The sequence below is a fragment of the Agrobacterium sp. 22094 genome (assembly GCF_052046015.1).
Lineage (GTDB): Bacteria > Pseudomonadota > Alphaproteobacteria > Rhizobiales > Rhizobiaceae > Agrobacterium > Agrobacterium cavarae.
This window is the reverse complement of sequence record NZ_JBQEPX010000007.1, coordinates 82,279-107,577: the sequence shown is the minus strand read 5'-3', so window position 1 is coordinate 107,577 and position 25,299 is coordinate 82,279. Positions and strand designations below refer to the sequence as shown.

At 57.2% G+C, this 25,299-nt stretch carries 25 protein-coding genes and 1 pseudogene; 8 read left to right on the top strand and 18 right to left on the bottom strand.

Features of this window, described 5'->3' with window-relative positions; genetic code table 11:
* Window positions 1-7: 7 nt before the first annotated feature.
* Genes trbH through trbB form a run of 10 tightly spaced genes read right to left on the bottom strand, consistent with a single transcriptional unit; the run spans window position 8 to window position 8,188 of the window.
* The gene (gene trbH / locus ACTJK5_RS21800) at window positions 8-445 is read right to left on the bottom strand and encodes a conjugal transfer protein TrbH (protein WP_112360123.1); all 438 of its coding nucleotides are present in this window, start codon (window positions 443-445) and stop codon (window positions 8-10) included.
* A gap of 2 nt (window positions 446-447) precedes the next feature.
* The gene (gene trbG / locus ACTJK5_RS21795) at window positions 448-1,260 is read right to left on the bottom strand and encodes a P-type conjugative transfer protein TrbG (protein WP_440613229.1); all 813 of its coding nucleotides are present in this window, start codon (window positions 1,258-1,260) and stop codon (window positions 448-450) included.
* A 16-nt stretch (window positions 1,261-1,276) separates the two neighbouring features.
* The gene (locus ACTJK5_RS21790; protein WP_062597696.1) at window positions 1,277-1,939 is read right to left on the bottom strand and encodes a conjugal transfer protein TrbF; all 663 of its coding nucleotides are present in this window, start codon (window positions 1,937-1,939) and stop codon (window positions 1,277-1,279) included.
* A 21-nt stretch (window positions 1,940-1,960) separates the two neighbouring features.
* Window positions 1,961-3,139, bottom strand: coding sequence for a P-type conjugative transfer protein TrbL (gene trbL, locus ACTJK5_RS21785; protein WP_440613228.1), 1,179 nt, complete (start codon window positions 3,137-3,139; stop codon window positions 1,961-1,963).
* Window positions 3,133-3,336 (bottom strand): entry exclusion protein TrbK, encoded by a 204-nt coding sequence (trbK, locus tag ACTJK5_RS21780; RefSeq protein ID WP_440613227.1) that lies wholly within the window; start codon window positions 3,334-3,336, stop codon window positions 3,133-3,135. The genes trbL and trbK overlap by 7 nt, the downstream gene beginning before the upstream one ends.
* Window positions 3,333-4,136, bottom strand: coding sequence for a P-type conjugative transfer protein TrbJ (gene trbJ, locus ACTJK5_RS21775; RefSeq protein ID WP_440613226.1), 804 nt, complete (start codon window positions 4,134-4,136; stop codon window positions 3,333-3,335). Before trbJ ends, trbK begins: the two co-directional genes overlap by 4 nt.
* On the bottom strand, window positions 4,108-6,564 hold the full coding sequence (locus ACTJK5_RS21770; protein WP_440613225.1) for a conjugal transfer protein TrbE: 2,457 nt from the start codon (window positions 6,562-6,564) through the stop codon (window positions 4,108-4,110). The genes trbJ and ACTJK5_RS21770 overlap by 29 nt, the downstream gene beginning before the upstream one ends.
* A gap of 10 nt (window positions 6,565-6,574) precedes the next feature.
* Window positions 6,575-6,859: a conjugal transfer protein TrbD gene (locus tag ACTJK5_RS21765; RefSeq protein WP_113327750.1), complete on the bottom strand. Its 285-nt coding sequence runs from the start codon at window positions 6,857-6,859 to the stop codon at window positions 6,575-6,577.
* Window positions 6,856-7,233, bottom strand: coding sequence for a TrbC/VirB2 family protein (locus ACTJK5_RS21760; protein WP_296081864.1), 378 nt, complete (start codon window positions 7,231-7,233; stop codon window positions 6,856-6,858). Before ACTJK5_RS21760 ends, ACTJK5_RS21765 begins: the two co-directional genes overlap by 4 nt.
* Complete coding sequence (gene trbB / locus ACTJK5_RS21755; protein WP_113327748.1) at window positions 7,223-8,188, bottom strand: P-type conjugative transfer ATPase TrbB; 966 nt, start codon at window positions 8,186-8,188, stop codon at window positions 7,223-7,225. Before trbB ends, ACTJK5_RS21760 begins: the two co-directional genes overlap by 11 nt.
* A 636-nt stretch (window positions 8,189-8,824) precedes the next feature.
* On the opposite strand from trbB, the gene repA reads away from it, so the two are divergent.
* The 4 genes from repA (at window position 8,825) to ACTJK5_RS21735 (ending at window position 13,002) form a co-directional block, all read left to right on the top strand.
* A complete protein-coding gene (gene repA, locus ACTJK5_RS21750) occupies window positions 8,825-10,048 on the top strand; it encodes a plasmid partitioning protein RepA (RefSeq protein ID WP_162746234.1) in 1,224 nt (407 codons plus the stop codon).
* Entirely contained in the window at window positions 10,045-11,079 is a 1,035-nt protein-coding gene (gene repB, locus ACTJK5_RS21745) for a plasmid partitioning protein RepB (RefSeq protein WP_440613224.1), read from the top strand. The genes repA and repB overlap by 4 nt, the downstream gene beginning before the upstream one ends.
* Window positions 11,080-11,279: 200 nt before the next feature.
* Complete coding sequence (gene repC / locus ACTJK5_RS21740; protein ID WP_440613223.1) at window positions 11,280-12,494, top strand: plasmid replication protein RepC; 1,215 nt, start codon at window positions 11,280-11,282, stop codon at window positions 12,492-12,494.
* A 187-nt stretch (window positions 12,495-12,681) separates the two neighbouring features.
* The gene (locus ACTJK5_RS21735; RefSeq protein WP_440613222.1) at window positions 12,682-13,002 is read left to right on the top strand and encodes a hypothetical protein; all 321 of its coding nucleotides are present in this window, start codon (window positions 12,682-12,684) and stop codon (window positions 13,000-13,002) included.
* A gap of 121 nt (window positions 13,003-13,123) precedes the next feature.
* Here ACTJK5_RS21735 and ACTJK5_RS21730 read toward each other — a convergent pair.
* Window positions 13,124-14,042 (bottom strand): annotated as a pseudogene (locus tag ACTJK5_RS21730) (nucleotidyltransferase and HEPN domain-containing protein).
* A 71-nt stretch (window positions 14,043-14,113) separates the two neighbouring features.
* On the opposite strand from ACTJK5_RS21730, the gene ACTJK5_RS21725 reads away from it, so the two are divergent.
* Window positions 14,114-14,656: a hypothetical protein gene (locus tag ACTJK5_RS21725; RefSeq protein WP_440613221.1), complete on the top strand. Its 543-nt coding sequence runs from the start codon at window positions 14,114-14,116 to the stop codon at window positions 14,654-14,656.
* A 172-nt stretch (window positions 14,657-14,828) separates the two neighbouring features.
* On the opposite strand, the gene ACTJK5_RS21720 is transcribed toward ACTJK5_RS21725, so the two are convergent.
* The 7 genes from ACTJK5_RS21720 to ACTJK5_RS21690 form a co-directional block, all read right to left on the bottom strand.
* Window positions 14,829-16,334, bottom strand: coding sequence for an aldehyde dehydrogenase (locus ACTJK5_RS21720; RefSeq protein ID WP_440613220.1), 1,506 nt, complete (start codon window positions 16,332-16,334; stop codon window positions 14,829-14,831).
* A 21-nt stretch (window positions 16,335-16,355) separates the two neighbouring features.
* The gene (locus tag ACTJK5_RS21715) at window positions 16,356-17,144 is read right to left on the bottom strand and encodes an ABC transporter permease (protein ID WP_440613219.1); all 789 of its coding nucleotides are present in this window, start codon (window positions 17,142-17,144) and stop codon (window positions 16,356-16,358) included.
* A gap of 10 nt (window positions 17,145-17,154) precedes the next feature.
* On the bottom strand, window positions 17,155-18,024 hold the full coding sequence (locus tag ACTJK5_RS21710) for an ABC transporter permease (RefSeq protein WP_440613218.1): 870 nt from the start codon (window positions 18,022-18,024) through the stop codon (window positions 17,155-17,157).
* Window positions 18,021-19,133, bottom strand: a complete 1,113-nt coding sequence (locus tag ACTJK5_RS21705) for an ABC transporter ATP-binding protein (RefSeq protein ID WP_440613217.1) — start codon at window positions 19,131-19,133, stop codon at window positions 18,021-18,023. The genes ACTJK5_RS21710 and ACTJK5_RS21705 overlap by 4 nt, the downstream gene beginning before the upstream one ends.
* 73 nt (window positions 19,134-19,206) lie before the next feature.
* Window positions 19,207-20,265, bottom strand: a complete 1,059-nt coding sequence (locus tag ACTJK5_RS21700; protein WP_440613216.1) for an ABC transporter substrate-binding protein — start codon at window positions 20,263-20,265, stop codon at window positions 19,207-19,209.
* Between the two features lie 27 nt (window positions 20,266-20,292).
* Entirely contained in the window at window positions 20,293-21,672 is a 1,380-nt protein-coding gene (locus ACTJK5_RS21695; RefSeq protein ID WP_440613215.1) for a sigma 54-interacting transcriptional regulator, read from the bottom strand.
* Window positions 21,672-23,042, bottom strand: coding sequence for a PAS domain-containing protein (locus ACTJK5_RS21690; protein WP_440613214.1), 1,371 nt, complete (start codon window positions 23,040-23,042; stop codon window positions 21,672-21,674). Before ACTJK5_RS21690 ends, ACTJK5_RS21695 begins: the two co-directional genes overlap by 1 nt.
* A 279-nt stretch (window positions 23,043-23,321) precedes the next feature.
* Between ACTJK5_RS21690 and ACTJK5_RS21685 the strand changes: the two genes are divergently transcribed.
* The 3 genes from ACTJK5_RS21685 to gabT all read left to right on the top strand — a co-directional run bounded on the left by ACTJK5_RS21685 (window position 23,322) and on the right by gabT (window position 25,298).
* Entirely contained in the window at window positions 23,322-23,585 is a 264-nt protein-coding gene (locus tag ACTJK5_RS21685) for a helix-turn-helix domain-containing protein (RefSeq protein ID WP_440613213.1), read from the top strand.
* Window positions 23,586-23,669: 84 nt separating this feature from the next.
* The gene (locus tag ACTJK5_RS21680) at window positions 23,670-23,816 is read left to right on the top strand and encodes a cupin domain-containing protein (RefSeq protein WP_440613265.1); all 147 of its coding nucleotides are present in this window, start codon (window positions 23,670-23,672) and stop codon (window positions 23,814-23,816) included.
* Window positions 23,817-23,945: 129 nt separating this feature from the next.
* On the top strand, window positions 23,946-25,298 hold the full coding sequence (gene gabT, locus ACTJK5_RS21675; protein ID WP_440613212.1) for a 4-aminobutyrate--2-oxoglutarate transaminase: 1,353 nt from the start codon (window positions 23,946-23,948) through the stop codon (window positions 25,296-25,298).
* The last annotated feature ends 1 nt before the right edge of the window (window position 25,299 follow it).

The following is a 25,299-nucleotide window of genomic DNA, read 5'->3' as shown; positions in this document are numbered from 1 at the left end:
CTTCCCCTCAGTTTCGCTGCATAATCGAAAGCGGACTGGCCGGCGTGGCGCCGCCTGATGTCGCCGTGTAGGCGCGTCCGAGCGCGATGGCCGGTGTGCTGACCCGGGCAAGGACCTGTCCGTCGAAACTGTCGATCGACCACGCAACCTCGACGGGCTTTTGATCCTTACCAACCTTGCCGTCGGTAATGACCGAGTATCCCCATCCTTTCAGAGCAGCCTCAAGCGCAGCCGCATAGTCGGATGTATCCTTGTCCATCTTCAGGGTCGTAGTCGCGGCCGGACCAACCTTTTCGGCAAGGCGGCTTGCCATGTCGCCAGCGATTGCACTTGCGGTGCCGCCGGTGACGGCGATCGTAGTAGAGCTTGTGCTCAACGACTCTTCCGTTGTCTGGCAACTGGAGAGGATGGAGGCGATCATGATAGCAGCTGTGGTCTTCTTCATTTTCAGCCTCCCCGACGGATCGTGATCTTCTGCTGTCGCCAACCAACACCTGAGACGAGCACGGCCTTGTCAACGGCGTAGTCGACGATCATCATGTCGTTCTTCATGCGATAGTTGACGATGCGGTTCTGGCCACCGCTGACGATGAACAGCACTGGTGCATCCTGGCCCGAGATTGATCGGGGAAACTGGATGTAGGTCTTGGTGCCGTCGGAATAGACGCGCTTTGGCCGCCACGACGCGCTGCCTCTAACCGAATAGGAGAAGTTCAGCTTGTCCGGTGAGCTTCCCGGAATGCCGCCGGTCTCAAGCCGGGCATTGATGTCAGGCAGCTTGGTCGATACATCCTCTGGATACTCGAAACCGATCCGAGCCATGTACTGGCTGGGATGGGATTTGAGCTGGATATGGTAGGTTCGCCGAGAGGTCGTGACGACCATCGACGTGACGAGGCCGGCCTCTGACGGCTTGACGATCAGGTGGATCGCCTGCCCGCCGGTTGCCCCTGATGTCGCCGGCTCGACTTTCCAGCGGACCGTATCACCGACAAGCACGTCTCGGACGATCTCGCCGCCTTGCAGCTCGATGTCGCAAACCTGAAGCGGTGAGCACACAACCGAGGGCTGGGTTTCGCCAAACAGAAAGATGACTTTCCCATCGGGCCCGGTCGTCACGAGACCGGGCGTCCCCCGCCATTTGCGCGAGATGTTGGTCCCCTTCACCTCGTTCGACGTCATGCTCTGCGCTATCGCGCAGTCCGCAAGGACGAGTCCGGCCATGCAGCCGGCGGCCGCGATCAATCCTGTTCTGTGCATGTGAATTTCCCTGCCCTTAAAGCTGTGCGGTCCACTCGAAGTCCTGGACATAAAGACCGATCGGGTTGAGGCGGATGATCGCCTCGTCCTGTGGCGCGGTGAGCGCGACCGTCGCGATGCCGCGAAAGCGGCGCGTGCCGGTCTCCTTGCCCTTGCGATCGCGCTCGTATTCGGTCCAGTCGATCTGGTAGGTCTGGTTGGACAGCGCCACGATGTTGTTGACCTCAACGGCGACAGTCGATGTCTTGGCCTTTTCGAACGGCGAATTGCCGCGAAACCAGGCATTGATCTTCTGGGTCGAGGGATCCGATGTTCTGAGTAAAGCATAGGTGCGGTCGATATATTGCTTTTGCACCACCGCGTCGGGCGTGATCGACTTCAAGCTCGTGATGAAATTGCCCAGCGTCGCGCGCACGACGCGGGCATCGGCATACTCGATCTGCTGGGGGAAGCCGGCTGTAACCGACGTGCCGAGCTTGTCGACCTCAACGATGTAGGGCACCAACCTGACCTGTGTGCTGAGATACATGGCATAGGTGAAGCCGATCACGGCCATCGACAGTCCAAGTATCCCCACTATCCGCCATGCCCGCGCGGACTGGACGTAGGATCCATATCGTTCCGTCCATTCCTGCCGCGCGGCAAGGTAGGGACTATCGGGCGGCCGGTTTGCTGCCATCGCGTGTCGCCTTTCTGATGATTACTTGTCGTTTCGTTCTGGCGGCGTTTTGGGACCGCTTTGTCCGGTTCGGCTCTGATCGAGCTTGGCGTTGGCCAACCCCATGGTCGAACCGGCATAGGCTCCGGGCGAACCGATCGCCTTCTCCCTTGCGGCCAAGCCGGCTGCTTTACCAGCAGACGTGGCCCCGGCTCCCGCACCGCGAAATTCTGCACCGAACACAGAGGATCCTGATGCGCGTGCTGACTGAGTTGCAGCGGCTTCAGCGCGAAGAGCCGCAACCGCGAGCGACGTCCCACCAAGAACAGGCGATGCCGATTGTCCGCCGTGCCGGATGGTTTCCATTCCGCCGGTGACCGATGCTCCTTGAACGACACCTTGGATGATGTTGGGGACGTACATGGCAATGATAAACACCACCACCGAAATGCCCGCGATCGCGAGCGTGGTGATGAACTGATCGGATTCCGCTGTCGGTGCTTGAGCCAGGCCGAGAAGAACCTCCGATCCAATCTTTGCAATCATGACCAACGCCATGAGTTTCATGCCGACGCCAAAGGCATAGACCAAATAGCGGATGGCAAAATCCTTGGTGAAGGACGAGCCGCCAAGACCGAGCATGATCATCCCTGCGAGCAGCCCCACATACATTTCGACCATAACGGAGACGAAGATTGCGGCGACAAGTGAGAAACATATGACGACGATGCCCATTGCTAGGACTGCGGCCATAGCTAGCACATTGTCTTCGAAAACCCCGAACTTAGCCTGCGTGGACATCTGCGATGCTACGCGGATACCGGCGTCGAAAACTTCGGCTGGTGAGGCAGATCCGCCCCCTGCGCCGATTTGGTAGAGACTGTCGACGACACTCCTCGCAAATGCTGGGCCCTGGCTCAGAACGAACGCAAAGAAGCCTACGAACATGATCCGACGGACGAGTTCGGCGAACCAACTCTCAAGGGATGCGGCCTGTATAGCAAGCCAGACCGCGGCGATACCGACCTCGATCCCCGCAAGGATCCAGAACAGTGACCTTGCGGCATCCATGATGGTTATCTCCCATCCCTTAGCGGCAGCAGAAACCTGGTTCTCGAGCTCTGTCAGAACTTGCCCATGCTGTGCAAACGCTAGGGTGGAGAGGGTAAAATAGGCAATGCCTCCGAGTAAGACAGCCTTCTCGAGATTCCGCTTCACCATCTCGGACGCATCTCCTGACCTTTTTCGATCGGGGGCAGCTCCCTGGCTGTGCCGAAGAATTTCTCACGAGTGACCCGTTGCTCCTCGCTTATCTTTGATGACGCCGGAGTGTTTGCATGGACGAAATAGAAGGTCGTGGCGGAAGTCGCTGCAGCGAGTATGACCAGAGCCGTGACAATGAGGACTGAGCGGCTCACCAGCGTGGCTCCATCTTCTGTCCGCTTGGGATCGTGGAAACATCGGCATTGAAGAATTTCTCTCGTCTGGCCTGCGCGAGGTCCTTGTCCGACTGCTCGCTTTGAAGCCACGTGCCCATCATCGTCATCTGCTGGGAAACCAGGCCACGCAGCTTCTGCATCTGGGAAACCTGCTGGGCGGCGATCTGGTGTCCGACCTGGAGCGCCTTCATCTGTCCATCGGCCGACTCCGACATGGATCGCAGCGAACTCATCGTGCCCTCCTCCGTGTCGAACTGATCCGCTGTGAGGCTCGCAGCCTTCAGTGTGCTGCCGATCGTGTCGCGGTTCGTGTCCGACCACGATTGATAGGTGTTCGAGAATGTCTCGGCGTTCGGCAGGTTGGTCTTCAGGTCCGAATAGCTCTTGAACCGCTGTTGAAGGACATCGTCGGCATTGCCCATTGAAAATGAAATGCTTTGCCCCTGATCGACAATGCTGCGCAGACGGTTGAGATCGCTTTCGACCTTGCCCCAGATGTTGTCGGGTAGCCGTGCGGTGTTCTGCAGCATGTTCTCGTATATCTTCAGCTGGTTCTGGATCTGCTCGGCCAGTTGAGTGATTTGGGTCAATTGATTGTCGACCTGAATTCCGGAGCTTTTCAGGAGGTCGATTAGCTGCGCGTTGTTGGCAAGCTGGGTCCATTCAGTGGCAGCGCCCGTCGCAGACCCGGCATGGGCGGAAGCAATAGGCGACAGCGCGATTGCCGCGGTCATGGTTATGATGATCCAGCTACTGGACGTTGAGGTGCGACGTGGCATCGTGAACTCCTCTCAATTCAAGCCAATGGGTAGGCCAATCCTGGCCATGTTCCGCCTTCAGCGCACGGATCCGCTTCAGATCTTCCTTTCCGGATGCGCCCACAAAGCTCAGCGTCACCGGCCCGAGCGACATGTCGAAAAGCCGCCGTCCGTGTGGCGTGGCGACGTAGTATTCGCGCTTAGGGATGGCGCCCGAGACGATTTCGATCTGGCGCTCGTTGAAACCAATCCGCTCATAGAACTCGCGGGTGCCCGGCTCACGCGCGGCACCATTCGGCAAGCAGATCTTGGTCAGGCAGGATTCTTTCAGCACGTCGATGATGCCGGAGCGCTCGGCGTCGGAGATGGATTGCGTCGCCAGAACAACGGCGCAATTGGCTTTGCGGAGAACCTTGAGCCACTCACGGATCTTGTCACGGAACACGGGATGACCGAGCATCAGCCAAGCCTCATCGAGAAGGATCAGGCTCGGAGAGCCATCGAGCCGCTTCTCTATCCGGTGGAACAGGTAGGTGAGGACAGGGACGAGATTACGCTCGCCCATGTTCATGAGCTCTTCAACCTCGAAGCATTGGAACGCGCGAAGCGTGAGGCCGTCTTCTTCCGCGTCGAGAAGCTGACCCATGGGCCCGTCGACGGTATAATGATGAAGGGCATCCTTGATCTCTCGCATCTGCACGCCGCTGACAAAGTCCGACAGCGATTTTCCAGGTGCTGTCGCCATCAGGCTGATCTGGCGTGAGATTGCATTGCGATGGTTCGGCGTGATGGTGACGCCCTGGAGAGCGACAAGCATTTCGATCCACTCGGTCGCCCAGGCTCGGTCGCCATCCGTTGAAAGATCAAAGAGCGGGCAGAACGCTAGTTCTTTCCCCTCCCCGCTCATGTCATTGCCGATCTCGTAGTGGTCGCCGCCGGCAGCAAGCGTCAGTGGAAGGAGCGAGTTGCCCTTGTCGAATGCGAAGATTTGCGCGGACTCGTATCGGCGGAACTGCGCGGCGATGAGAGCGAGAAGGGTTGATTTACCCGAGCCCGTCGGTCCGAAGATCAGGGTGTGGCCGACGTCGTCGACATGCAGGTTGAGACGAAACGGCGTTGAGCCCGAGGCCACCTGCATCAACGGCGGTGAATTAGGCGGATAGAACGGGCATGGCGCCACCGGATTGCCTGACCATACCGAGTTCAACGGAACGAGGTCCGCCAGATTGCTTGTGTTAATCAGCGGCTCACGGACATTGGCGTACCAGTTACCCGGCAGACTGCCGAGAAACGCATCCGTCGCGTTCAGGCTTTCAATGCGTGCGCCGAACCCCTCCGCCTGGATCAGTCGACGGATGGCTTCCGCCTTTTCCTGCAAGGTGTCGCGGTTTTCATCAAATAGGATCACGACCGGTGTGTAATAGCCGTATGCTACAAGCTGGGACGAGGCTTGAGCGATGGCGTCTTCGGTCTCGGCGACCATAGTCATAGCATCCTGATCGACCGATCTACTCTGCGTCTGGAAAAGCTGGTCGAAAAAAGGGCGAACCTTTTGCTGCCATTTCTTGCGCGTGCGTTCGAGCTTCTGGCGCGCCTCTTCCGCATCGAGGAAGATGAACCGTGACGACCATCGATAGGTCACAGGCATCAGATCGAGATTGTTGAGAATGCCGGGCCAGCTCTCGGCTGGCAGGCCATCGATGGCGACCACCGCGAGAAACCGGTTCTCGACCTTCGGCGTCAAACCATGCTCTAGCTCTGCCGTCACGAGCCAGTCGAGATACATCGGGACGTCGGGCAAGCGAACCGGATGGCTCTCCCCCGTGATACAAAATCGAACGAATTGCAGGAGGTCGTCATAGCGTGCGATCCGTGTCCCACCTCTCTCGCGGACCTCGCGGGTCTGCATGCGGGCAATAGACAGGGTGTTGGTCAGATACTGTTCGATTTCCCGAATCGCGTTGAGGAACACGAACAGGACGGTATCGGCGTAGGATTTCTTCCGGCTCTCCTCGTCCGAATAGATGTACTTGCTTAGTGCCGTCTTCTTCGACTCGAGCGGCCGGTAGGTGAGAATGATCGCATGTTTGCTCTCGAAATGCCCCTGCTCGCGCTGGAAATGGGTCCGGCGTTCGGCATCGATGGCGCTGGTGACGGGATCTGGAAAATGGCACTGGGCTGGCGAGGGATAATCAACGGTCGGCACGCGGACCGCTTCGACTTGGATCATCCAGCCTGTTCCCAGACGCGAGAGGATCGCATTGATCTGCCGGGATAGCTCGTTGCGCTCGTGGTCGGTTGCGCTTTCGGAGTCCGGGCCTGCGAAGTACCATCCGGCCATAAGGCTGCCGTCCTTCAAGAGGAGCACGCCGTTGTCGACTAGCCCGGCATAGGGAACGAGATCAGCGAACGAGGGGCCGGTCTCGCGGAAACATGTGAGGGCAGCCATCGGGACACCTCTAGTATTTGCGCCACGGCGAGGCCGTTGGCCGATAGTGGGCTTTGTAGGAAATGTGACGGGCATAGACTTGCCGCATCAGCGGATCGGATTTGGCCATCATGCGGAGCAGACCGACGATGACGATCCATATGGCCACGCCAAAGAGCGCCGAGTAGACGGTCAGCACGACGAAAATCAAAATCACGGCTGCAAGCCCGGTGATCAGCACCAGTTCACGGTCGGCGCCCATCAAGAGGTTTGGACGTGACAGCGCGCGATGGATACGATTGCGTTGGAGGCTCACAACGCCTCCTCCCCCGCTCCGTCCGAAACGACCTGCGTGACCCGCTCTTTCGGCATGCCGATCGACGCACCTGTGGCGCCAAATAGGCCGACGATCGTCGTCGCGCCGAGCAAGATGCCAGCGACCAGGACGACATAGACCAGCCTACGAGCAAAATCGTTGAGCTCACCACCGAAGATCAGCATTCCGCCGGCGATTGCGACGGCTGCCAATGCGATATAGCCGGCGACGGGGCCAGTGATTGACTGCTGAATCTGTTGAAGCGGCCCTTCCCAAGGAAGACTTCCTCCGGAACTGGCAAAGGCGGGGGAAGTAGCGAAAGCAACAGACAAGGCCATGGCGGAAAGCGCCAGGAGTGATCTCTTATGCGGCATCTCGGCTCTCCTCTGCGAAGGCTTCCGTCTCGTACTGGCCCTCTGCAAAGCGGGTTATGTGAACAATTTCGCTGACGCGCCTGCCTTTTGCGGTTCGCTCAATCGCAATGACCAGATCGACCGCGTCTCCGATAACAGCCTGCATCGGCTGGTGGCTGGCCTCGGCAGTCAGCTGCTCAAGGCGCTGGAGGGTGGAGAGTGCGCTGTTTGCGTGGATCGTCGCGACACCGCCCGGATGCCCTGTATTCCAGGCCTTCAGCATGGTAAGCGCCGCGCCATCACGGACCTCGCCAACGATGATCCGATCTGGTCGCAGGCGCATTGTGCTTTTCAGGAGACGCGACATGTCGACTGCGTCACTGGTGTGCAGGCTGACAGCATTGTCCGCAGCGCATTGAATCTCCGCGGTATCTTCAAGGATGACCAATCGGTCGTTTGGTGCCTGATCTACGATTTCTGCGATGATCGCATTGGCAAGTGTCGTCTTGCCCGAGCCGGTCCCTCCGGACACAAGTATGTTCAGGCGAGATGTCACGGCGTTCCGGATAATTCTGGCCTGGGCAGACGTCATCGCTTGGCTTGCTACATAGGCATCGAGCCTGATGAGCTGGGACGCGCGTCGTCGGATCGTGAAGGTCGGCGCAGAAACGATGGGGGGCAGCAGCCCTTCGAAGCGGTGTCCGCCTATTGGCAGTTCACCCGATACAATCGGACGCGCGTCATCGACTTCTGATCCGAGCAGATGAGCGATGCTGCCGATGACCGTTTCCGCGGCCTCTACGGTAATTTTGCCCGCTTGGGATATGCCGGATCCGAGACGCTCAATGAAGAGTCTACCATCGGGGTTTGCCATTACCTCGACGACGTTGGGATCGCTTAAAGCGTCGCACACCTGGCTACCAAGAGCGTCTTCTAATTTCCGGATGAGGCGCGGCAGTGAGGAAGGACGCGTCATTGCTGCGGCTCACTTGAGGAAAAGGTTGTGCCTTTCGTGTGCCTGCTGCTCAACTCGATGTCCGTCATGGGTCTGGCAAAGCTCCTCTCATGTGATTGGAGAAGGTTGCGATATGGCCGGTCGATCAATCCACTGGCAAAAGTGTTAGTGATCAGCGTCGCTATGCCATTTCTGAATTGTTGTTCGCGTGCCTGCCCCTGAGGAAATAGACGATATTGACCCTGGCCCGGCCGTAAGCTCCAGGTTGAGCCGGGCCGATCCCCTGTCGTTACGCAACCAAGTGGCGGCGACGATCGTGACGGTCGTCGAGTGAGAAGCGTCTATTACTGCTTTCGATATTCGTCCCGAATCGGTGTGCCGCCTCATACTGAACTGTGGCGCTTCGGACTGACGTGAAATGGCGGCTTGCGGCGCAACTTACTAGCAAATGTGCTAGTAGCGGTTGCGTCATAAATTCTGGTTTAAATGGTGCTAAGTTGCTGAATTGGAACGACGATAACGGACTGGAGCCACTCGCGTTATACTGGTGGATTAAGGTTTCGTTAACGCTATAACGCTGGACGACAACGCAGAATCGTGATGTACCTTTGGCGGGTTGAAGTCGGCAAACCGGCAATTGCCCGCCAAGAGGAAATTATGGCGATAGCGGAACGAGCAGAGATGACAGGTGGACAGAAGGAAGATGCCGGCAGCAAGATCGCGCGGCACGCTAGCCTTTTGTCCCAGCAATTGCAGGAACTCCGCACGCGCATGTATCCTCCGAAGTCGGAGAAGAGCCTGCGTCCATTCCTCACAAATGAAGTTTCCAAGCTTACTTCCATACCTGATTCCACTCTCAAACTCATGTCGAGTGAGGGTCGCGGGCCTTTGCCGGGCCGCCTTGAAAACAATCACCGCGTTTACTCCCTTTCACAGATCAACGAGCTGCGGGAATTCTTTGCAGGCCAAAAGCCATCTGAAGCGCTCCGTTTCTCCCCAAGAAGGCGCCCCGGCGAGCATCTCCAGGTTATCGCCATCGCAAACTTCAAAGGCGGTAGTGCGAAGACCACGACCTGTGTCCATCTAGCGCACTATCTTGCTCTGCAGGGCTATCGCGTGCTTGCACTCGATCTCGATCCGCAGGCATCGCTGTCGGCTCTCTTCGGTGCGCAGCCGGAGTTTGACGTCGGTGCAAACGAGACCATCTACGCCGCACTGCGTTACGACGAAACGGAACGCCGGCCGATCCGCGACATCATTCGCAAAACCTATTTCGATGGCATCGACCTGATCCCAGGTAACCTCGAGGTCATGGAATATGAGCATGAAACACCGCGGGTTCTGGCGCAAAAATCTGGCTCCGGAGCAATCTTCTTCGAGCGTCTGAAGCTTGCACTCGCGGAGGTCGATGCAGATTACGATGTCGTCATTCTGGATACTCCGCCATCTCTCGGCTTCCTGACGCTGAGCGCGATCTATGCTGCCACCAGCATGATTATCACCGTTCATCCGGCGATGCTCGATGTGGCATCGATGAGCCAATTCCTTTTGATGATGGGCGACTTGATCAGCGTCTTGAACGAGAGTGGCGCCAAGCTCGATCAGGATTTCATTCGCTATCTGGTCACTCGTCACGATCCCAATGATGCGCCGCAGTCGCAGGTCGTTGCTATGATGCGTCACCTCTTTGGGTCAGACGTACTTCTCCCGACTCTGATCGAAAGCACTGCTGTAGAGGCAGCAGGGCTCGCGAAACGCTCTATTTATGAGCTTGAGATGGGGCAGATCGGCCGTGACACGCATAAGCGCGCTCGTGAGGCGGTCGATGCCGTCAATGAAGCGATCGTAAAACTCATCAACAATAGCTGGGGGCGCACATGACCTCTAAGTCGTCGCGTAAATCCATCGTTGCGAATTTTGGTTTGTTGTCGGCTGAGCTCGAAAATCGACTCTCGACGACGGCGTCTGAGACGCCTCAGCAGCCAGCTGCGCCAGTCCCTACGCGCGTCGGCGCTGGTGTCATCGGCGCGGCGCATCGGGCGATCGACGACATAAAGTCCGAGCGCGATCGCCTGAAAGCGCTTCTGGAATCGGGTGGTGGCGCCATCCGCGAAATCGATCCTTCCATGATCGACCCATCGCCATTTCCCGATCGTCTACCCGATGACGACGCGTCGGATTTCGAGACATTTCGCAACTCGGTCAAATCAGAGGGTCAGAAGGTCCCTATCCAGGTTCGCCGGTCCCCGTATTCGCCGGACAGATATCAGGTTATCTACGGCCATCGCCGTCTACGTGCAGCCAAGGAACTCGGGATTCCGGTCAAGGCGATCGAAGTCGAAATCTCCGATGTCGAGCTGGTTATTTCGCAAGGTATTGAGAATGCCGACCGCCAGGATCTCACCTGGATCGAGCGCGCATTGTTTGCTTCTCGCATGGACGACGCCGACGTCAAGCCACGCGATATCAAGGCCGCGCTATCGATTGATGATCCCGAACTTGCGAGAATGCGTGCCGTCTATCGCACGGTTCCGCTAGACGTTATCGAAGCGATCGGCCGAGCTCCGAAGGTTGGACGTCCAAGGTGGGCTGAGTTTGCCAAAATCTTTTCTGAGCAAACCGAACTGCATGACCAACTGCGCTTGGCGCTTTCTGAGGCAACGGCTAAACGCCAGGCTTCTGACCAGAAGTTCCTCGCGGCTTTCAATGCACTGCGGACATCGCAGCCGGCTCAAAGCACCGGCACCATGATTGCAAACACTGCTGGGCGAGAGCTCGGTAGGTTCGTGCGGACCAAAAAAGATATGCGTATCTCAGCCAGCACCATTGCCGGCGCGGAATTCCTCTCATTCATTGAGGCGACACTGCCAGAGTTGGCGGAGCGCTTCGAGCGTGAGCGATCAAAAGATTAATCTGGTTGCAAGCCAACCGAGAAACTGACTTCAAAGGAAGGAAAACGCGCAAAAGAAAAAGGCCCCCGAAACGTTGCCGTCATGGAAGCCCTTCTCGATGTGTGACAACGAGAGAATCGCATTTCCCTGAATCCCAGTCAAGAGTATTTGGCACCGTTTTGGTGAGCGTTCTTCTTTTGCCTTTTTGATGGGGCGAGGACATGGAAGACGGACAGGTATCGACGCCTTTTGGGCGGCGGCCGGTAACGCTTGCGCTTGTGAAGCGGCAGATAGCCACGACGAAAATCAAGCAGGGCAAAACAGCCGACAAATGGAAGGTCTTCCGTGACGCGTCAGAGGCGCGTGAAACGCTAGGGCTACAGGATCGCAGCCTCGCGGTGCTCGACGCGCTGCTCAGCTTCTACCCAGAAAACGAATTACGCCAGGATGCGCAACTGGTCGTCTTCCCATCGAACATTCAATTGTCCATTCGTGCTCATGGCATTGCAGGTGCAACGCTGCGCCGGCATCTGGCTCTTCTTGTCGAAGCGGGCCTGATCATTCGCAAGGATAGCGCAAACGGTAAGCGATACGCGCGCAAGGACGAAGATGGTTCGATAGAGCACGCCTATGGCTTCGATATTTCACCGCTCTTGACGCGCGCGGAAGAACTCGCCTTGCTCGCTCAACAGGTAGCTGCAGAGCGGTTAGCGTTTCGTCGGGAAAAAGAGGCCCTGACGATCTGCCGGCGCGACATCCGTAAGCTGATATCGGCTGCACTTGAAGAGGGTGCTGTCGGTGACTGGGTTCGAATGGAAGAGCGCTATCTTGACCTTGTTAGACGGATTCCACGCAATCCTACCCTCAACGATCTGAGGAATATTGCCGCTGACATGAGCGTCTTGCGTCAGGATGTACTCAAACTCCTGAATTTCGAAGATATTTCTGCAAATACGAGCACCAATGATGCTCATAATGAGCGTCACGTACAGAATTCAAATACCAATCCCCTTAATGAACTTGAACCTAGCTCTGAAAAAGAGCAGGGAGCGAAGCCGAGCGAGAAGAAGCGAGCCGAAAGTGTGCCGATCAAGGCGTTCCCTATCGGACTTGTACTTCGGGCTTGCCCTGAAATCTCCAACTACGGTCCCGATGGCAAGATCAGTAACTGGCGCGAACTCATGACGGCCGCGGTGGTAGTGAGATCGATGTTGGGTGTTAGCCCCTCCGCGTATCAGGAGGCGTGCGAGGCGATGGGGCCGGAAAATGCGGCGGTGACAATCGCCTGTATCCTTGAGCGCGGTGGTCATATCAATTCGCCTGGCGGATATTTGCGAGATCTCACGAACAGGGCAAAGCGTGGCGAGTTTTCGCTAGGGCCTGTGCTCATGGCGCTGTTGCGTGCCGCCGGGCAGTCGGACAAGGCAACGGGATGAAAGATCGCTCGTTGGTAGTTCGGAGGCTGTGGCGCGGCGGTTCATTTTGAGCGCAACCGATAAAGTTACCATTGGAAGGGACCGGCTGATGCGCCGTCGTCACAGCATAATTCGAAACAATCGTCTGGAGCACCGGGTTAGCTGGATTAATATTGACGCTAGCTCCGTGCCAAATGACATTCGGACCATGACACTGACGAATAAATTCATTGCTGAACTCGTGTTCGATGCCAACAGACTTGGCCTTTTAGACACGTATCAAATGCGACGGATGCTTGAGCGGGCAGTGGCGACGATCCGCGACTTACGCGAAACGATTGGCATGCCGTCGGGTCCCGGTCGCGACCGAGTTCTCGACATTCACACTCTCGCTCTCTCTATCGAAAATGGATGGCACAGCGAGGAAGAAGTCCGGGATGCTTTCCTTCGCGCCGCCGGTATGATCCGAGACCTCCATATCATTCTCTCGAGCAAAACCGAGATCAGCTTCGTTGAGTCTGCCGAGTAGAAGGCCTGTCGGCGTGACGGCGGTTTTTTGAGGGAAGTTTGGCCGTTTTAAGCAAAGTTGCGGCAATTGGTGGTCGCGAAAACCGAGGAATACTCTAGAGTTGCAGCCTGGATGCGGGAGCCTAACTAGGCTTAACATCTCGTTGTAGCTTTTCGATATGCTCGTCACAGACGAGCCTTCACCAATTCGAGCAAATGCTCGGTGCGTTCAGCCAGCCAGACTAGCGCCTCTTCGCTGATCTTGAAGTGCTTCGAATATCGAGCCTTAACGTAAGCTTCATTGATCGTGTTGAACCAAGCTCTTTGACGGTGGTGATCGCGTGGAAACGCTTCCACAAGGCGCAGATCCTGCTCCTCGGCAAGAGAGCGAAGGAACTTAATATTGTGGGAGGCCGGCCCGTAGTTGGTTAGGGTCAGGATGACGCAGGAGTATGCTTGCTCGATGCATTGATGCAGTTCGAAAGCGCCAAGCCGAAGATCTTTTTCACTGATACAAAAGCGCGCGACTTTCATAAACGAGAGAGCAAGTTCAAGCCTTTCATCAAAATGCTCCCGCGCCACTCTCAGGCGCTCTCCCGCTGTCAGAGGCTTCGGCTCAGCCAGCGGCTCGTCATCCAGTTCATAAAGGACTATGCCGTCCTTTCGGATATCCGAGAAGAAATAGTGGCCTTCCTTCAGCAACTTGTTCACCTCACGTAGTGAGTGAACGATGAACTGCGTTGGCGTTTCGATGAAGCTGTCGCGGATAATCCGGTCAGCCGCCTTGTACCAATAGGTCGCATGGTCGGTCAGCTTGCGATTGTTGACGATCACCAGCAAATCGAAATCCGAGCGATAGCCCTTCATCGTATGGGGCTCATCGACAAAGGTGCCGCGGGCGTAGGAGCCGAACAGTATGATCTTGAGAATGCGTCCGCGCTTCTTGAAGTCGGCCGTGCCTTCGTTCAGCGCATCTTCGAACTCCTCGTGCAGGATCTCCAGCGCACGCGCGAGCTCTCGCTGCTTTCTATGCGGGATATGATCGAGGGAGGATTTCATCATGGGAACGGGGTCTAACTGGCTTCCGATTATCGCCGCGATCTTATCGCGCTGGTGGTATTCATGGACATTATATGCTTCGTAACATTCATCAAATGGCAAAAGTGCTGGGGGATTTTTGCAAATCAGCCGGTGATTTCAGGCTTTTTAGGTATAGTGAAGCTCTTGAAGCGAATCGAACCGGCGACAGGTCGTTCAGATATCTTAACTTCCTGAAAGACATACTTCATCGCATAAGGCCACTTTACGGCCCTCCAGCGATCGCCGCCGCCGATTATCATTCTCATCCTGGACCTGGAACCCCGCGCCGGGTAGATTTTCCTTTCGGCAAGCCTCATGAGGGCAGTTCGCCGAACTTCGCGGTGCTCGGTGGGAAAATTGGCGAGATATTTAAAGGTCTGTCAACCAGAGGCAGCTTATCCCTCCACAATTACCTGCTCTCAAAGCCTGCCAGCGCTCGCATGAGATGGCACGCTTCGCAGACCTTAGACTCAAAGAGCTTATGCAGCGATTGGTTGTCATCGATGTCGAAGGACTGGACCACGCCGCCGTTAATGGCGAAGACTTCGTGCGGTTCTATCCCTGAGTTGTCGATCAACAACGGTGTAACCGCCTGATAGTCTTGATCAGGGCGCCACGCAGATGTTCTTCCAGGAGGTCAACAACCTCCGCACCAAGCTCCTTATCTCCTATGCTCCATTTCTGTATTAGATCTTCAATATTCCTCATCATAAAATACCGCCGCGATAAAAGACTGGACTGCTGCGTTAGCGCAGCAGTCCATTTTTGCTATCCTAGATTGATCCAGACCGACTTTGTTTGGGTGTACTGCGTCAATGCCTCAAGGCATTTATCGCGGCCATTCCCGGTCTGCTTGTACCCGCCCCAGATGGAGGTCATGTCGCCGTGGTCGAAGCAATTGACCCAGACGACACCGGCCTCGATGTCCCGGGCGAAGATATGGGCCTTGGATATGTCTCGGGTCCAAATTGAAGCGGCCAATCCGTAGATCGAGTCATTGGCAATCTCGATTGCGTCGTCGATGCCGTTTACCGGAATGATTGTGGCGACCGGCCCAAAGATTTCTTCCCGCGCGATCTGCATCCCGTTGTTGACGCCTGTAAAAAGGGTTGGCTCCACATAGGCTCCAGCAGGTGCAGAGGCCAACACACCGCCACCGAACGCCAGCGATGCGCCTTCCTTGCGCCCGATATCGATATAGCTGAGCACCCGCTGCTGGTGTGATGCCGTAACGAGCGGCCCGATCGTGGTGGACGGGTCGAGCGGATCCCCAAGCACGAAGTTCTGCTTCGTTCTGGCGGCAAATCGTTCTATGAAATCATCATGAAGTTTCTTATCGACAAGGATGCGGGAACCCGCGTTGCAAACCTCTCCCTGGTTGCCATAGATACCGTTGACCGCATAAGTGACCGCCGTATCCAGATCGTCATAGTCGCCGAGAATGATTTGCGGAGTTTTGCCGCCGCACTCGGTCGAAACGCGTTTCATGTTCGACTGGCCGGCATAAATCATTAGAAGCTTGCCGACTTCGGTCGATCCGGTGAAGCCGATCTTGTCGACGTCGTTGTGCAGGGCCAGAGCCTTGCCGACCTCCTCGCCAAGCCCATGCACCACATTGAGTACACCGGCCGGGCCGCCTGCTTCGATGAAGAGTTCGGCGAGCAGGTTTGCCGAGAGCGGCGACTGCTCGGCCGGCTTCAGCACCACCGAATTGCCCGTCGCCAGCGCCGGAGCGAGTTTCCAGGCGGCCATCATCAGCGGGTAATTCCACGGCACGATAATGCCCACCACGCCGAGCGGCTGACGCAGGATGTAGTGCAAGGCATTCGCCGCGGTGTTGGTCACCGCACCCTCAATCTTGTCGATCGTTTCCGCGAAAAATTTCAGCGATGTCACCGAGCCGGGGATGTCGATATTCATCATATCCATCACCGGCTTGCCCATATCGATGCTGTCGAGAACGGCGAATTCCTCGCTATTGGCCTCGACAAGTGCGGAGAACTTTTCCAGTACCGCCATGCGCGCGCGCGGGTCCATCCGCGACCAGACGCCGGATTTGAAAGCCTTGCGAGCGACGGCGACCGCCCGATTGACTTCGGCTTCCCCGCCGCGCGAAACCTCGACAATTGTCTCGCCCGTTGCCGGATTGACGCTGGGGAAGGTGCGCCCATCCGCCGACGGCATATAGGCGCCGTCTATGAAGTGCAGGGTGCGGAATTTGAGCGACGATGCTTTGCCGCGCCAGAAGTCGAGTGTGTGGGTCAGTGTATCCATGCTTTCTCTCCCTTGGATAGTCTATGATTGGTGGCGTTCGCGCAAAAGCGTGACCGACAAGATGATGAGGACAAAGGACGCGGCAACGATGAGCGTGCCGATCGCGTTGATTTCCGGCGTGATGCCACGCCTGAGGGTGGAATAGATGTAGATCGGCAGTGTCACCTCACGGCCCGTCAGGAAGTAGGTGACCGGGATTTCGTCAAAGGACAGCGTGAAGCAGAGAAGTGCCGAGCCGATGATCGAACTGCGGATTTCCGGAAGCGTCACACGACGGAAGGTTTCGAACGGCGTAGCGCCGAGGTCGGCCGACGCTTCGAACTGTCGTCGGTTGATCTTGGCAAGACGCGCCATGACCTGCGAAACGACCACCCCGAGGAGTGCAGTGGCATGACCAATCACAACCGCCGTCAGGCTCTGAGGAATGCCGATCTGCTTGTAGAAGTTCAGCATGGCGATGCCCGTGACGATGCCTGGCAGGCTGAGCGGCAACAAGATGGCGCTCTGGAAGAGCTGCTTGCCTGGAAACGTGTACCGATCGAGTGCGAGCGCTGCAGTCACGCCAATGGCGACGCTGAGTGCGGTTGCGAACAGGGCGACGACGAGGCTGTTCCCGAGCGCTCGCAGCATCTGCTCGTTGGCGAGAAACGCTTCGTACCAGTGAAGCGTGAACCCGGCGAGCGGAAAGGATGTCACCTTGCTGTCGTTGAAGGAGAACATCGCGAGGATCACTATCGGCAGGTAAAGGAAGGCCAGAACGCCGAGGCTGACGCCGACCATGCCTTTCTGCCACCATCTCAAAGCGTGCATGGTTTTCTCCTCACGTCAGGTCGATGCGACCGGCTTTGTCCAGCCGGCTGGAAACCTGGAGCATGATCAGCACCAGCGCCAGGACAAGGGTTGCGAGCGCCGAGCCGAGAGGCCAGTTGAGCGCTGCGCCGAATTGCGTCTGCAAGAGATTGGCCACCATCGTGCCGTCGGGTCCACCGACGAGGACGGGTGCAACAAAATCGCCGAAGGCGAGGCAGAAGGTCATAGTCGCGCCGGCGATCACCCCACCGAGCGAAAGGGGAAAGATAACCTTCCAGAAGGTCATAAATGGGCCGACACCAAGGTCTTCGGACGCCTCGATCAGGCGGCGGGGGATATTGTCGAGCACGGTGTAGAGCGGCATGACCATGAAGGGCACGAAGATATACACTAGCGTAACGACCATGGCGGTCTGATTATAGAGAAAGATGTCGAGCGGGGCGTCGACAATTCCCATAGAAACAAGAAGGGAGTTCAGGGCCCCGTCGGTGCCGAGGATGATTTTCCAGGTATAGGCGCGCAACAGGTAGGAGACCCAGAGCGGCACGATGACCGACATATAGAGCAGGTTGCGCATCCCTGGCGACCGGACTGTGAAGACGAGGAAATAGGCCAGCGGATAGCCTAGCGCCAAGGAGCAGGCGGTAACCAGAAAGGCGATTTTCAACGTCCGGAGAATGACGGTGGTATACTGCGGATCGGAGAAGATCTGCGCGTAGTTGCCGAACTGGAAATCCGGATAGAAAAGTGGGAACTGGCGCGTCCAGAAGCTCACCGAGATCATGAACGCATAAGGTATGACGAGCAGCAGCAACACCCAGGCGAGCGGGAGCGAAAAAAGGGCGGCGAAGCCCGGCAGTGTCCGGCGCATCAGCGTCATCGGTCGCCTCCGTCAGGAAAGACTAAAACATCGGTGGGATCGACGTAAAACACTATCCGGTCGCGTGGGGCGATGCTCCCCGACGCGGAGGGAACCGCGGTCCGTGGCAGCTCTACAAAGAGCGGTTTGTCGATGCCTTCGAGCTCGAGCTCGATGCGCACTCGATCGCCATGGAAAAGGCTTTCCAGGACTGTGCATTCAAGCGCATTGGTGTCTTCGGTCTGTACCGACTGAAACCGTTCCGGACGGATTCCAATGGTGACCATGCTGCCGGCTGGAGGATTTGCCGTTCCCGCGCGGCGACTTCGAACGGCAGCGCCGTTGGGCAGCCGATAGACGGTCACTTCTCCTTCGCGGCCGACAGTCTTTGCCTCGATCAGGTTTGTCGCGCCGATAAAGTCGGCGACATAGGGGCTTGCCGGATTGTCGTAGAGTTCGGTGGGAGAGCCGATCTGGGCGATGCGCCCCTGGTTCATCACCACGATCCGGTCCGACAGCGCCAGCGCTTCGGTCTGGTCGTGCGTCACCATGAGGAAGGTAATGCCGAGCTCCCGATGCAGGCGCTTGAGCTCCACCTGCATTCCCTCCCGCAGCTTGACATCAAGTGCTGACAGGGGTTCGTCCAGCAAGAGGACACGCGGGCGCCGGACGATAGCCCTTGCCATAGCAACGCGCTGGCGCTGCCCACCTGACAATTGGCCGGGACGGCGATTTGCCATGCCGTCGAGCCCAACCATGGCGAGCGCATCGGCCACGCGGCGGTCGCGCTCCGACTTCGGAACATTGTTCGATTTTACACTAAGACCGTAGCCGATGTTGTCCGCGACGCTCATATGGGGAAAGAGCGCATAGTCCTGGAATACAGTGTTCACAGGCCGACGATAGGGCGGGCTTTGGGTCACGTCTTTCCCATCGATCTCAACGCGCCCGCTGCTGGCCTGCTCGAAGCCGCCGATCAAGCGGAGCGTGGTTGTCTTGCCGCAGCCGGAAGGTCCGAGCAGAGTGACGAACTCGCCTTCGGCGATCGAAAGATCGGTGGCATGTAGTGCCGTAAAAATGCCATAGGCTTTCGTGACGCTGGCGAGCGCCACAATCTGGGTGGAAGTCATGGGTTCCCCACGAATGTTTGCTTTTTTGATCATAGGCGCCCCGCCGTCTCAGCGAGGCGCCCTTTCACTCGGATTATGGGGCCGCTTTGACGGCGTTCCAAACTTCCAGGTATTTGTCGAGGCGTTTTGGCTGCTGCCACATAACCAGGCTCTTGACGAATTCTATATTGCCGACCTTCCGATCCTTCTTCATCTGGTCGTCCATGCAGCCGGCGACGGCCTTGGGATTGACCGGGAAGTAGCCGGTACCTTCGGCAATGCCGCACTGGCCGTCAGCCGATTGCATGTAGGACATGAACTTGTAGGCGCAGTCCTGGTTCGGCGAGTCCTTCACCAGCATCATTGAATCCATCCAGCCCTCGGCCTTTTCCTTCGGCGTGAACTCGACAACCTCGAAGCCCTTCTTGAGATTGTTCACATCCTTGCTGGTCAGACCGGTCCAGGCGTTGGAGACATAGACTTCCTGGTTGGCCATCAACTCGGTCAATTCGCCGGCAGAAGCCCAGTATTTGCGAACCAGCGGCTTTTGCTCGATGAGCTTGGCTTTTACGGCTTCGAGCTGCTCGTCGGTAAGGTCGAAGACGTTGTCATAGCCGAGATAGCGGGCTGTCCAGTAGAGCGCGGACTTGTCATCCCACATCGAGATCTTGCCCTTGTTGGCGGGGTCGAAAAGGACGGCAATGGAGTCCGGTTTGGTCGTGAACTTGTCGGGGCGGTAGATCAGTGACACCGAACCCCAGATGAGCGGTACGGCCCAGGTGGCACCGTCGGCCACCACGTCGCCGGCCTTGGCGAATGTCGGATAGATGCCGTCATGACCCTGAACTTTTGCCGTGTCGATCGGTTGGACAAAGCCTGCAAGGCGCATCATCGGCACGGTGTCGAGCGATGGCGTGATGATATCGTAGACGCCACCACCGGCCGCCAACTTGGCAGCGAAGTCGTCGTTCGAGCCCACATAGGAGGCAGTTACCTTGCAGCCGGAAACCGCCTCGAACTTGGAAATGAACTTTTCCCCGGCATATCCTTCCCAAGTCAAGACGTTGAGCTCGGCGGCGGATGCTGCGAGCGCCTGCGCGCCAACGCTTACAGAGCAGAGCACTAAAATTGCGGATTTCCTCGGTATTCTCATGTTTATTCCCCTGTTGTTTGGTGTTTGTCATTTCCGTTTCGTCTTTCTGACGAGGGTGGCGATATCGATCCCGAGCGCCCTGGCGGCGCTTCGTTTGCTTCCATTCTGGGCGATGGATTTCTCGAGGACCCAGGCTTCGAATTCCTGCACAAGGTCCTTCAAGTTGGTGGGCGCCTCTAGATCCGCTGACGGCTTCGCTGCCGCAATTGGGGCAGTGTCGGCGTTCGGGGCGATGAAATGTTCGCTACGCGCCAGATCCTCCGCGGCGGCTGCCGCGCGTTCCATGATATTCGCCAGCTCGCGGATATTGCCGGGAAACGAATAGGTGGTCAGCCGTTCCAGGAATTCGGGCGAGAGCCGGAGCGGCGGCTTGCGCCCTACGTTGAGCCGTCGAAGATGATGGTCGATCAGAGCGGCCAGAAGATCCGGCTGGGTCCTGAGAGACGGTTGCGCGAACGTCATTACTGCTATTCGATAATAAAGATCATTCCTGAACGCCCCGCTCGAGACAAGGGCAGGCAGGTCCTGGTTTGTAGCCGCGACAAGCTTTATGCGTGCCTGGCGTCTCTGCAGCGATCCGAGCCTGCTGAACGTCTGTGTCTCGAGGAACGCAACGAGCTTGGACTGAGCGTGGAGAGACAGGTCGGTGATCTGGTCAAGAAAGAGAACACCGCCGTCGGCGGCTTCGACATAGCCAAGTTTGCCGCGGGTGGACGTATCTAGCGGCGAACCCGGTTCGACGCCGAACATCTCCGCTTCGAATTGGTCCTCAGACAGGAGCCCACATCTCACATGGACGAAAGCAGCGTCATTGGCATTGCCGATCAGGCGTGCCAGTTCGCCTTTGCCTGTGCCGGTCTCGCCAGTGAGGAGGACGCTGGCGCCTCGCTCCAACGCTACGGCCGCCTTGCTCGCGATTGCCTCTATGGTAGGAGTCCTGACGATGTTTGATCGTCCGCTTTCCACGCCCTGCTCATAACGAAAATTGTCCGACCCTCCGGGCACCCTGAGATGGCGGGTCGATTCACGCATCACCAGGAGGGCACCGTAGGCGCCGCCGTCCGAAGCGCGCAGGATGCTGAGTGACGCCACGACATTGCGCTGCGAGTTCAGTGCGCCAGACACTTCGATGCGCTTTAGCTGCTGGACCGCGGCCCACAGCTTCTGGATAATCGGTCCAGCAGTTTTGACGTGTCTCCCCAACTCTGACCCTACCAAGTCACCGCGAGCGACGTTGAGAAGGATTTCCAGCCTGTTGTTGACGAGCTTGATTCTTCCGTCTGCCTCGAGCAACGCGACACCGTCCGGCAAGGCCTCTAAGAAAGTTCCGAACTGCAGATCATCGACAAATGCAGGACGTAGGCGACGGTTGTGGACACTGGCGACGTCGTTAGCGTAGAATTTCATCACACGGCCTCCTCACCGAGGTGGCGCGCGCGCCGTTTCGACTTGCGCCGTGCCGTTAATACATAGCGACGAATTTCACCTTCCATCCGGGCCGACCGGAAACGCCACGTCTCGCGGCTGCCATCGGCCGCCGAAATCGAAAGATCGCATTCCTCACCATCGCTGGCGGCTTGTCGAACCTTCTCGATTGCGGTCCGCGTTTCGACGAAACTCTGCAGGTCACGGCCCAGAATCTGATCCGCGGCTCGGCCCCAAGCAGTCTCCGCAGCAGGATTCGCTGCAAGAAGGAGCCCTTCCTCCGAAATAACAAGAATTGGATCGGGAGTAGCACTAAGGATGTCACGCATCGAATCGAGCCGGTCTGACATCTGCTGTTCTCGCCTGCGATGAGGCCCGATGTCGCGCGTTGTTCCCCAAAGGCGAATGAGGAAACCATCCTTGATCGCCGCCCGGAAATCGTTTTCGACCAGCATCTCGCTACCGTCGTGCCTGCGGTCAACCGCCACTGCGTGATCAAGCCGGTAGTTCGCCCGCACGAGGTCGCGAACCATCTGGCGATTTACATCCGTCGTCGGGAAATACCGCGACACGGGCTGCGTGTTGAAGTCGAGGCCCTCCGGCACCCGGTATAGCCGGGCCATTGCTTCATTGCAGGCTCGCCACCGGCTCTGATTGGCAAAGACGCGGTCAACTATCTCTTCTTCAGCGAGCGATGTGTCGACGGGTTCGAGAAATTCGATGCACCAGCAGGCTTCGGTTGCTGCTCCGATCATTTGCGAAAGGATTTCGACGCGCTCCAACAGTTCCGGTCCAAGGCCCAGCACGGCGGGCGATAGGGTCTGCTTGACAACCATGATACCTCGTTCGCCATCGTCGATTAGGCTGGCGAGCATCGGTACTTCACTATACGAGGACGAATTCACCCAGACAGGAAGGGTGGCTTCGCGGGGGCTTTCACCTATTGCGATCATTCGCAGCGTGTGCGCCGATGTGCTGCTATAGACGCGATCGAGCGTCACGATGCCGATATCGTTGAGTTCGATTCCGAGTTGGCGTGCCTCGAAATCGTTCATTTCGGATATTTGTCCGTTCTGGTTAATCCAGTCGACCATGAGGTCGCCGAAGGAACTTAGGGACACGGGCGGCTTCTTCATCTTCCATTCCTGCAGTAAATAAAGGGTGATCCCTTCCCACAGTGGCTTGCTACGAATTCGCAATGATCCAGCCACAAGGAGAGGCGGCTGCAAACCATAAATATCCTGCACAAGCGAAGAAAGTGTATGTCGGGCAAAGAGAACGCAAAAACGCATCAAAATGCTGCGTAACTGCGCACTAAGGCAACGAAATGGATCATGGCTAGCGGTGCTCATCAGAGATAGCCATCCTCGTTGGCGCGGATTTGTCAGGTCGGAGGAAATATGAGCTTCGGTATCTGCGACAGGTACGGCCTGCTCGCACAAGGGGTCAGGCCTGCGCTACAACCGACATAGATCAAGGGATCAATGGGATCGCCAGCCAAGGGCTGACGGCTACGACAAATATGGGAAGCAGGTGCAATGGCTCAACCGTATCATAAATCGACGAGCAAACACGCTCTGTGATATCGACGGACGCAACTGTTCAAGATAGTGAGCAGTTGGGTGCGAGAAATGGAACAAGCCACCGTGGCCGATAACGATTTTGACGTGGACAGCCGACTGAAGACGTTGCGAACGAACGCCGGGTTGTCTCAGCGGCAGCTAGCTGAATGCGCGCATGTCCCGCACGCCCATATCGATAATCGAGCAGAACAAGTCGAGCCCATCGGTCTCGACGCTGCGGAAAATCCTTGGGAGCCTCGCCGTAAGCGTGGCGGATTTCTTCGAAGAAGACCGATCTGGCTTGCAGAGCGGGCCTTTTTTCGATTCCAATGACTTGATCGACCTGACCTCGAAAATCCGCAGTCATGGGTATCTTTCGCTTCGTCAGGCGGGAGACGCCAAGATAGACATCTCCAAATCCTTCATAAAATCTATGGGCCGGGAGCAGAGACCGGCGAGGTGTTGTTGCAGCATCCTTCTAGCGAGGGAGGAATTGTCATAGAAGGCGAAATCGAGGTGACGGAGGGAGACCAAGTACGCGTATTGCGTGCTGGCCAATCTTAACTTTTCGATAGCCGTATCCCGCATAGGTTCCGAAACTTATCCGCCGCGACCGCGATCGTGATTTCCCCCTGCACGCTCCCCTATTTGTAGCGCTCAATATATGAAGCTTGTTGCTTCATATATTGAACAATGATATTCGAGGTCCGCTCAACAAAGGAGGGGATCTCGATGAGTCATCGTCAGGCGCTTCGCGCGCGGCAGGAAAATGCAGTAGTTTCTGGTGTCGCGACCAAAGCGATCTTCGTCGATAAAGCACTTAACGCCGAGCTCTGGGACGTCGACGGTCGACGGTTTATCGATTTCGCCGCAGGCATCGCGGTGACTAATACCGGCCACCGTCATCCGTATGTAATGAACGCTGTGGCGAAACAGGCCGAACTTTTCACCCATACCTGCTTCCATGTGGCGCCCTATGAAAGCTACATCAAACTCGCCGAGCGCCTCAACCGGATCGTTGATACCGGCGAAGAGAACCGCACCATGCTGGTCACGACCGGCGCCGAGGCGGTTGAGAACGCTATCAAAATTGCGCGCGCCCATACCAAGCGTTCTGCAGTGGTCGCCTTCACAGGCGCATTCCACGGCAGAACTATGATGGGGATGGCGCTGACCGGCAAGGTTGCACCGTACAAGAAGGGATTCGGTCCTTTCCCCGCAGAAATCTTCCATGTGCCGTTCCCAGCGGCATTCTCCGGTGTTGACGTCGAAGCGACCTTGCTGGCCCTGGACAATCTGCTGGCCTCTGACGTGGAGCCAGATCGGGTGGCGGCATTTATTATCGAGCCTGTGCAGGGCGAAGGCGGATTCAACGCGGCTCCTGCGGAATTGCTGCAGGGTTTGCGTGAGCGAGCTGACAAGCATGGCATCGTGCTTATCGCAGACGAAATCCAGGCGGGTATGGCTCGCACAGGTACTATGCTGGCCGTAGAACATTCCGGGGTCAGACCGGACCTTGTCACGCTTGCAAAGGGGCTCGCAGGTGGTTTCCCGCTTTCTGCCGTCGTCGGCAAAGCCAGGATTATGAACTCGGCTCATCCCGGTGGCCTCGGCGGCACTTACGCGGGAAATCCGATTTCCGTTGCTGCCGCAAACGCAGTCCTGGACGTCATCGAGAATGAAAAGCTTTGCGCGCGAGCGGCGTGGATCGGTGAGAAAGTCGGCGCATCGCTGGATGTAATTGCTGCACGGCAGGGCATGGAGCGTATTGGCGACGTCCGCGTGAGCGGTGCGATGATTGCTTTCGAACTTGTGGAAGACAAGGACGGTAAGATTGCCGCGCCGCAGCTCACGTCGCAGATCGTTGCTGAGGCCGAGCAGCGCGGCCTCATCATCCTCTCCTGCGGCATCCGATACAACGTCATCAGGCTTCTTCCTCCGCTGACAATCGAGGAACCGGTGCTCGATGAGGCACTGCACATATTGGAGACCTCGATCGAAGCAGCCTTCTCAAAGATTGCGAGCGCCATGGCGGAGCCGCGCTAAG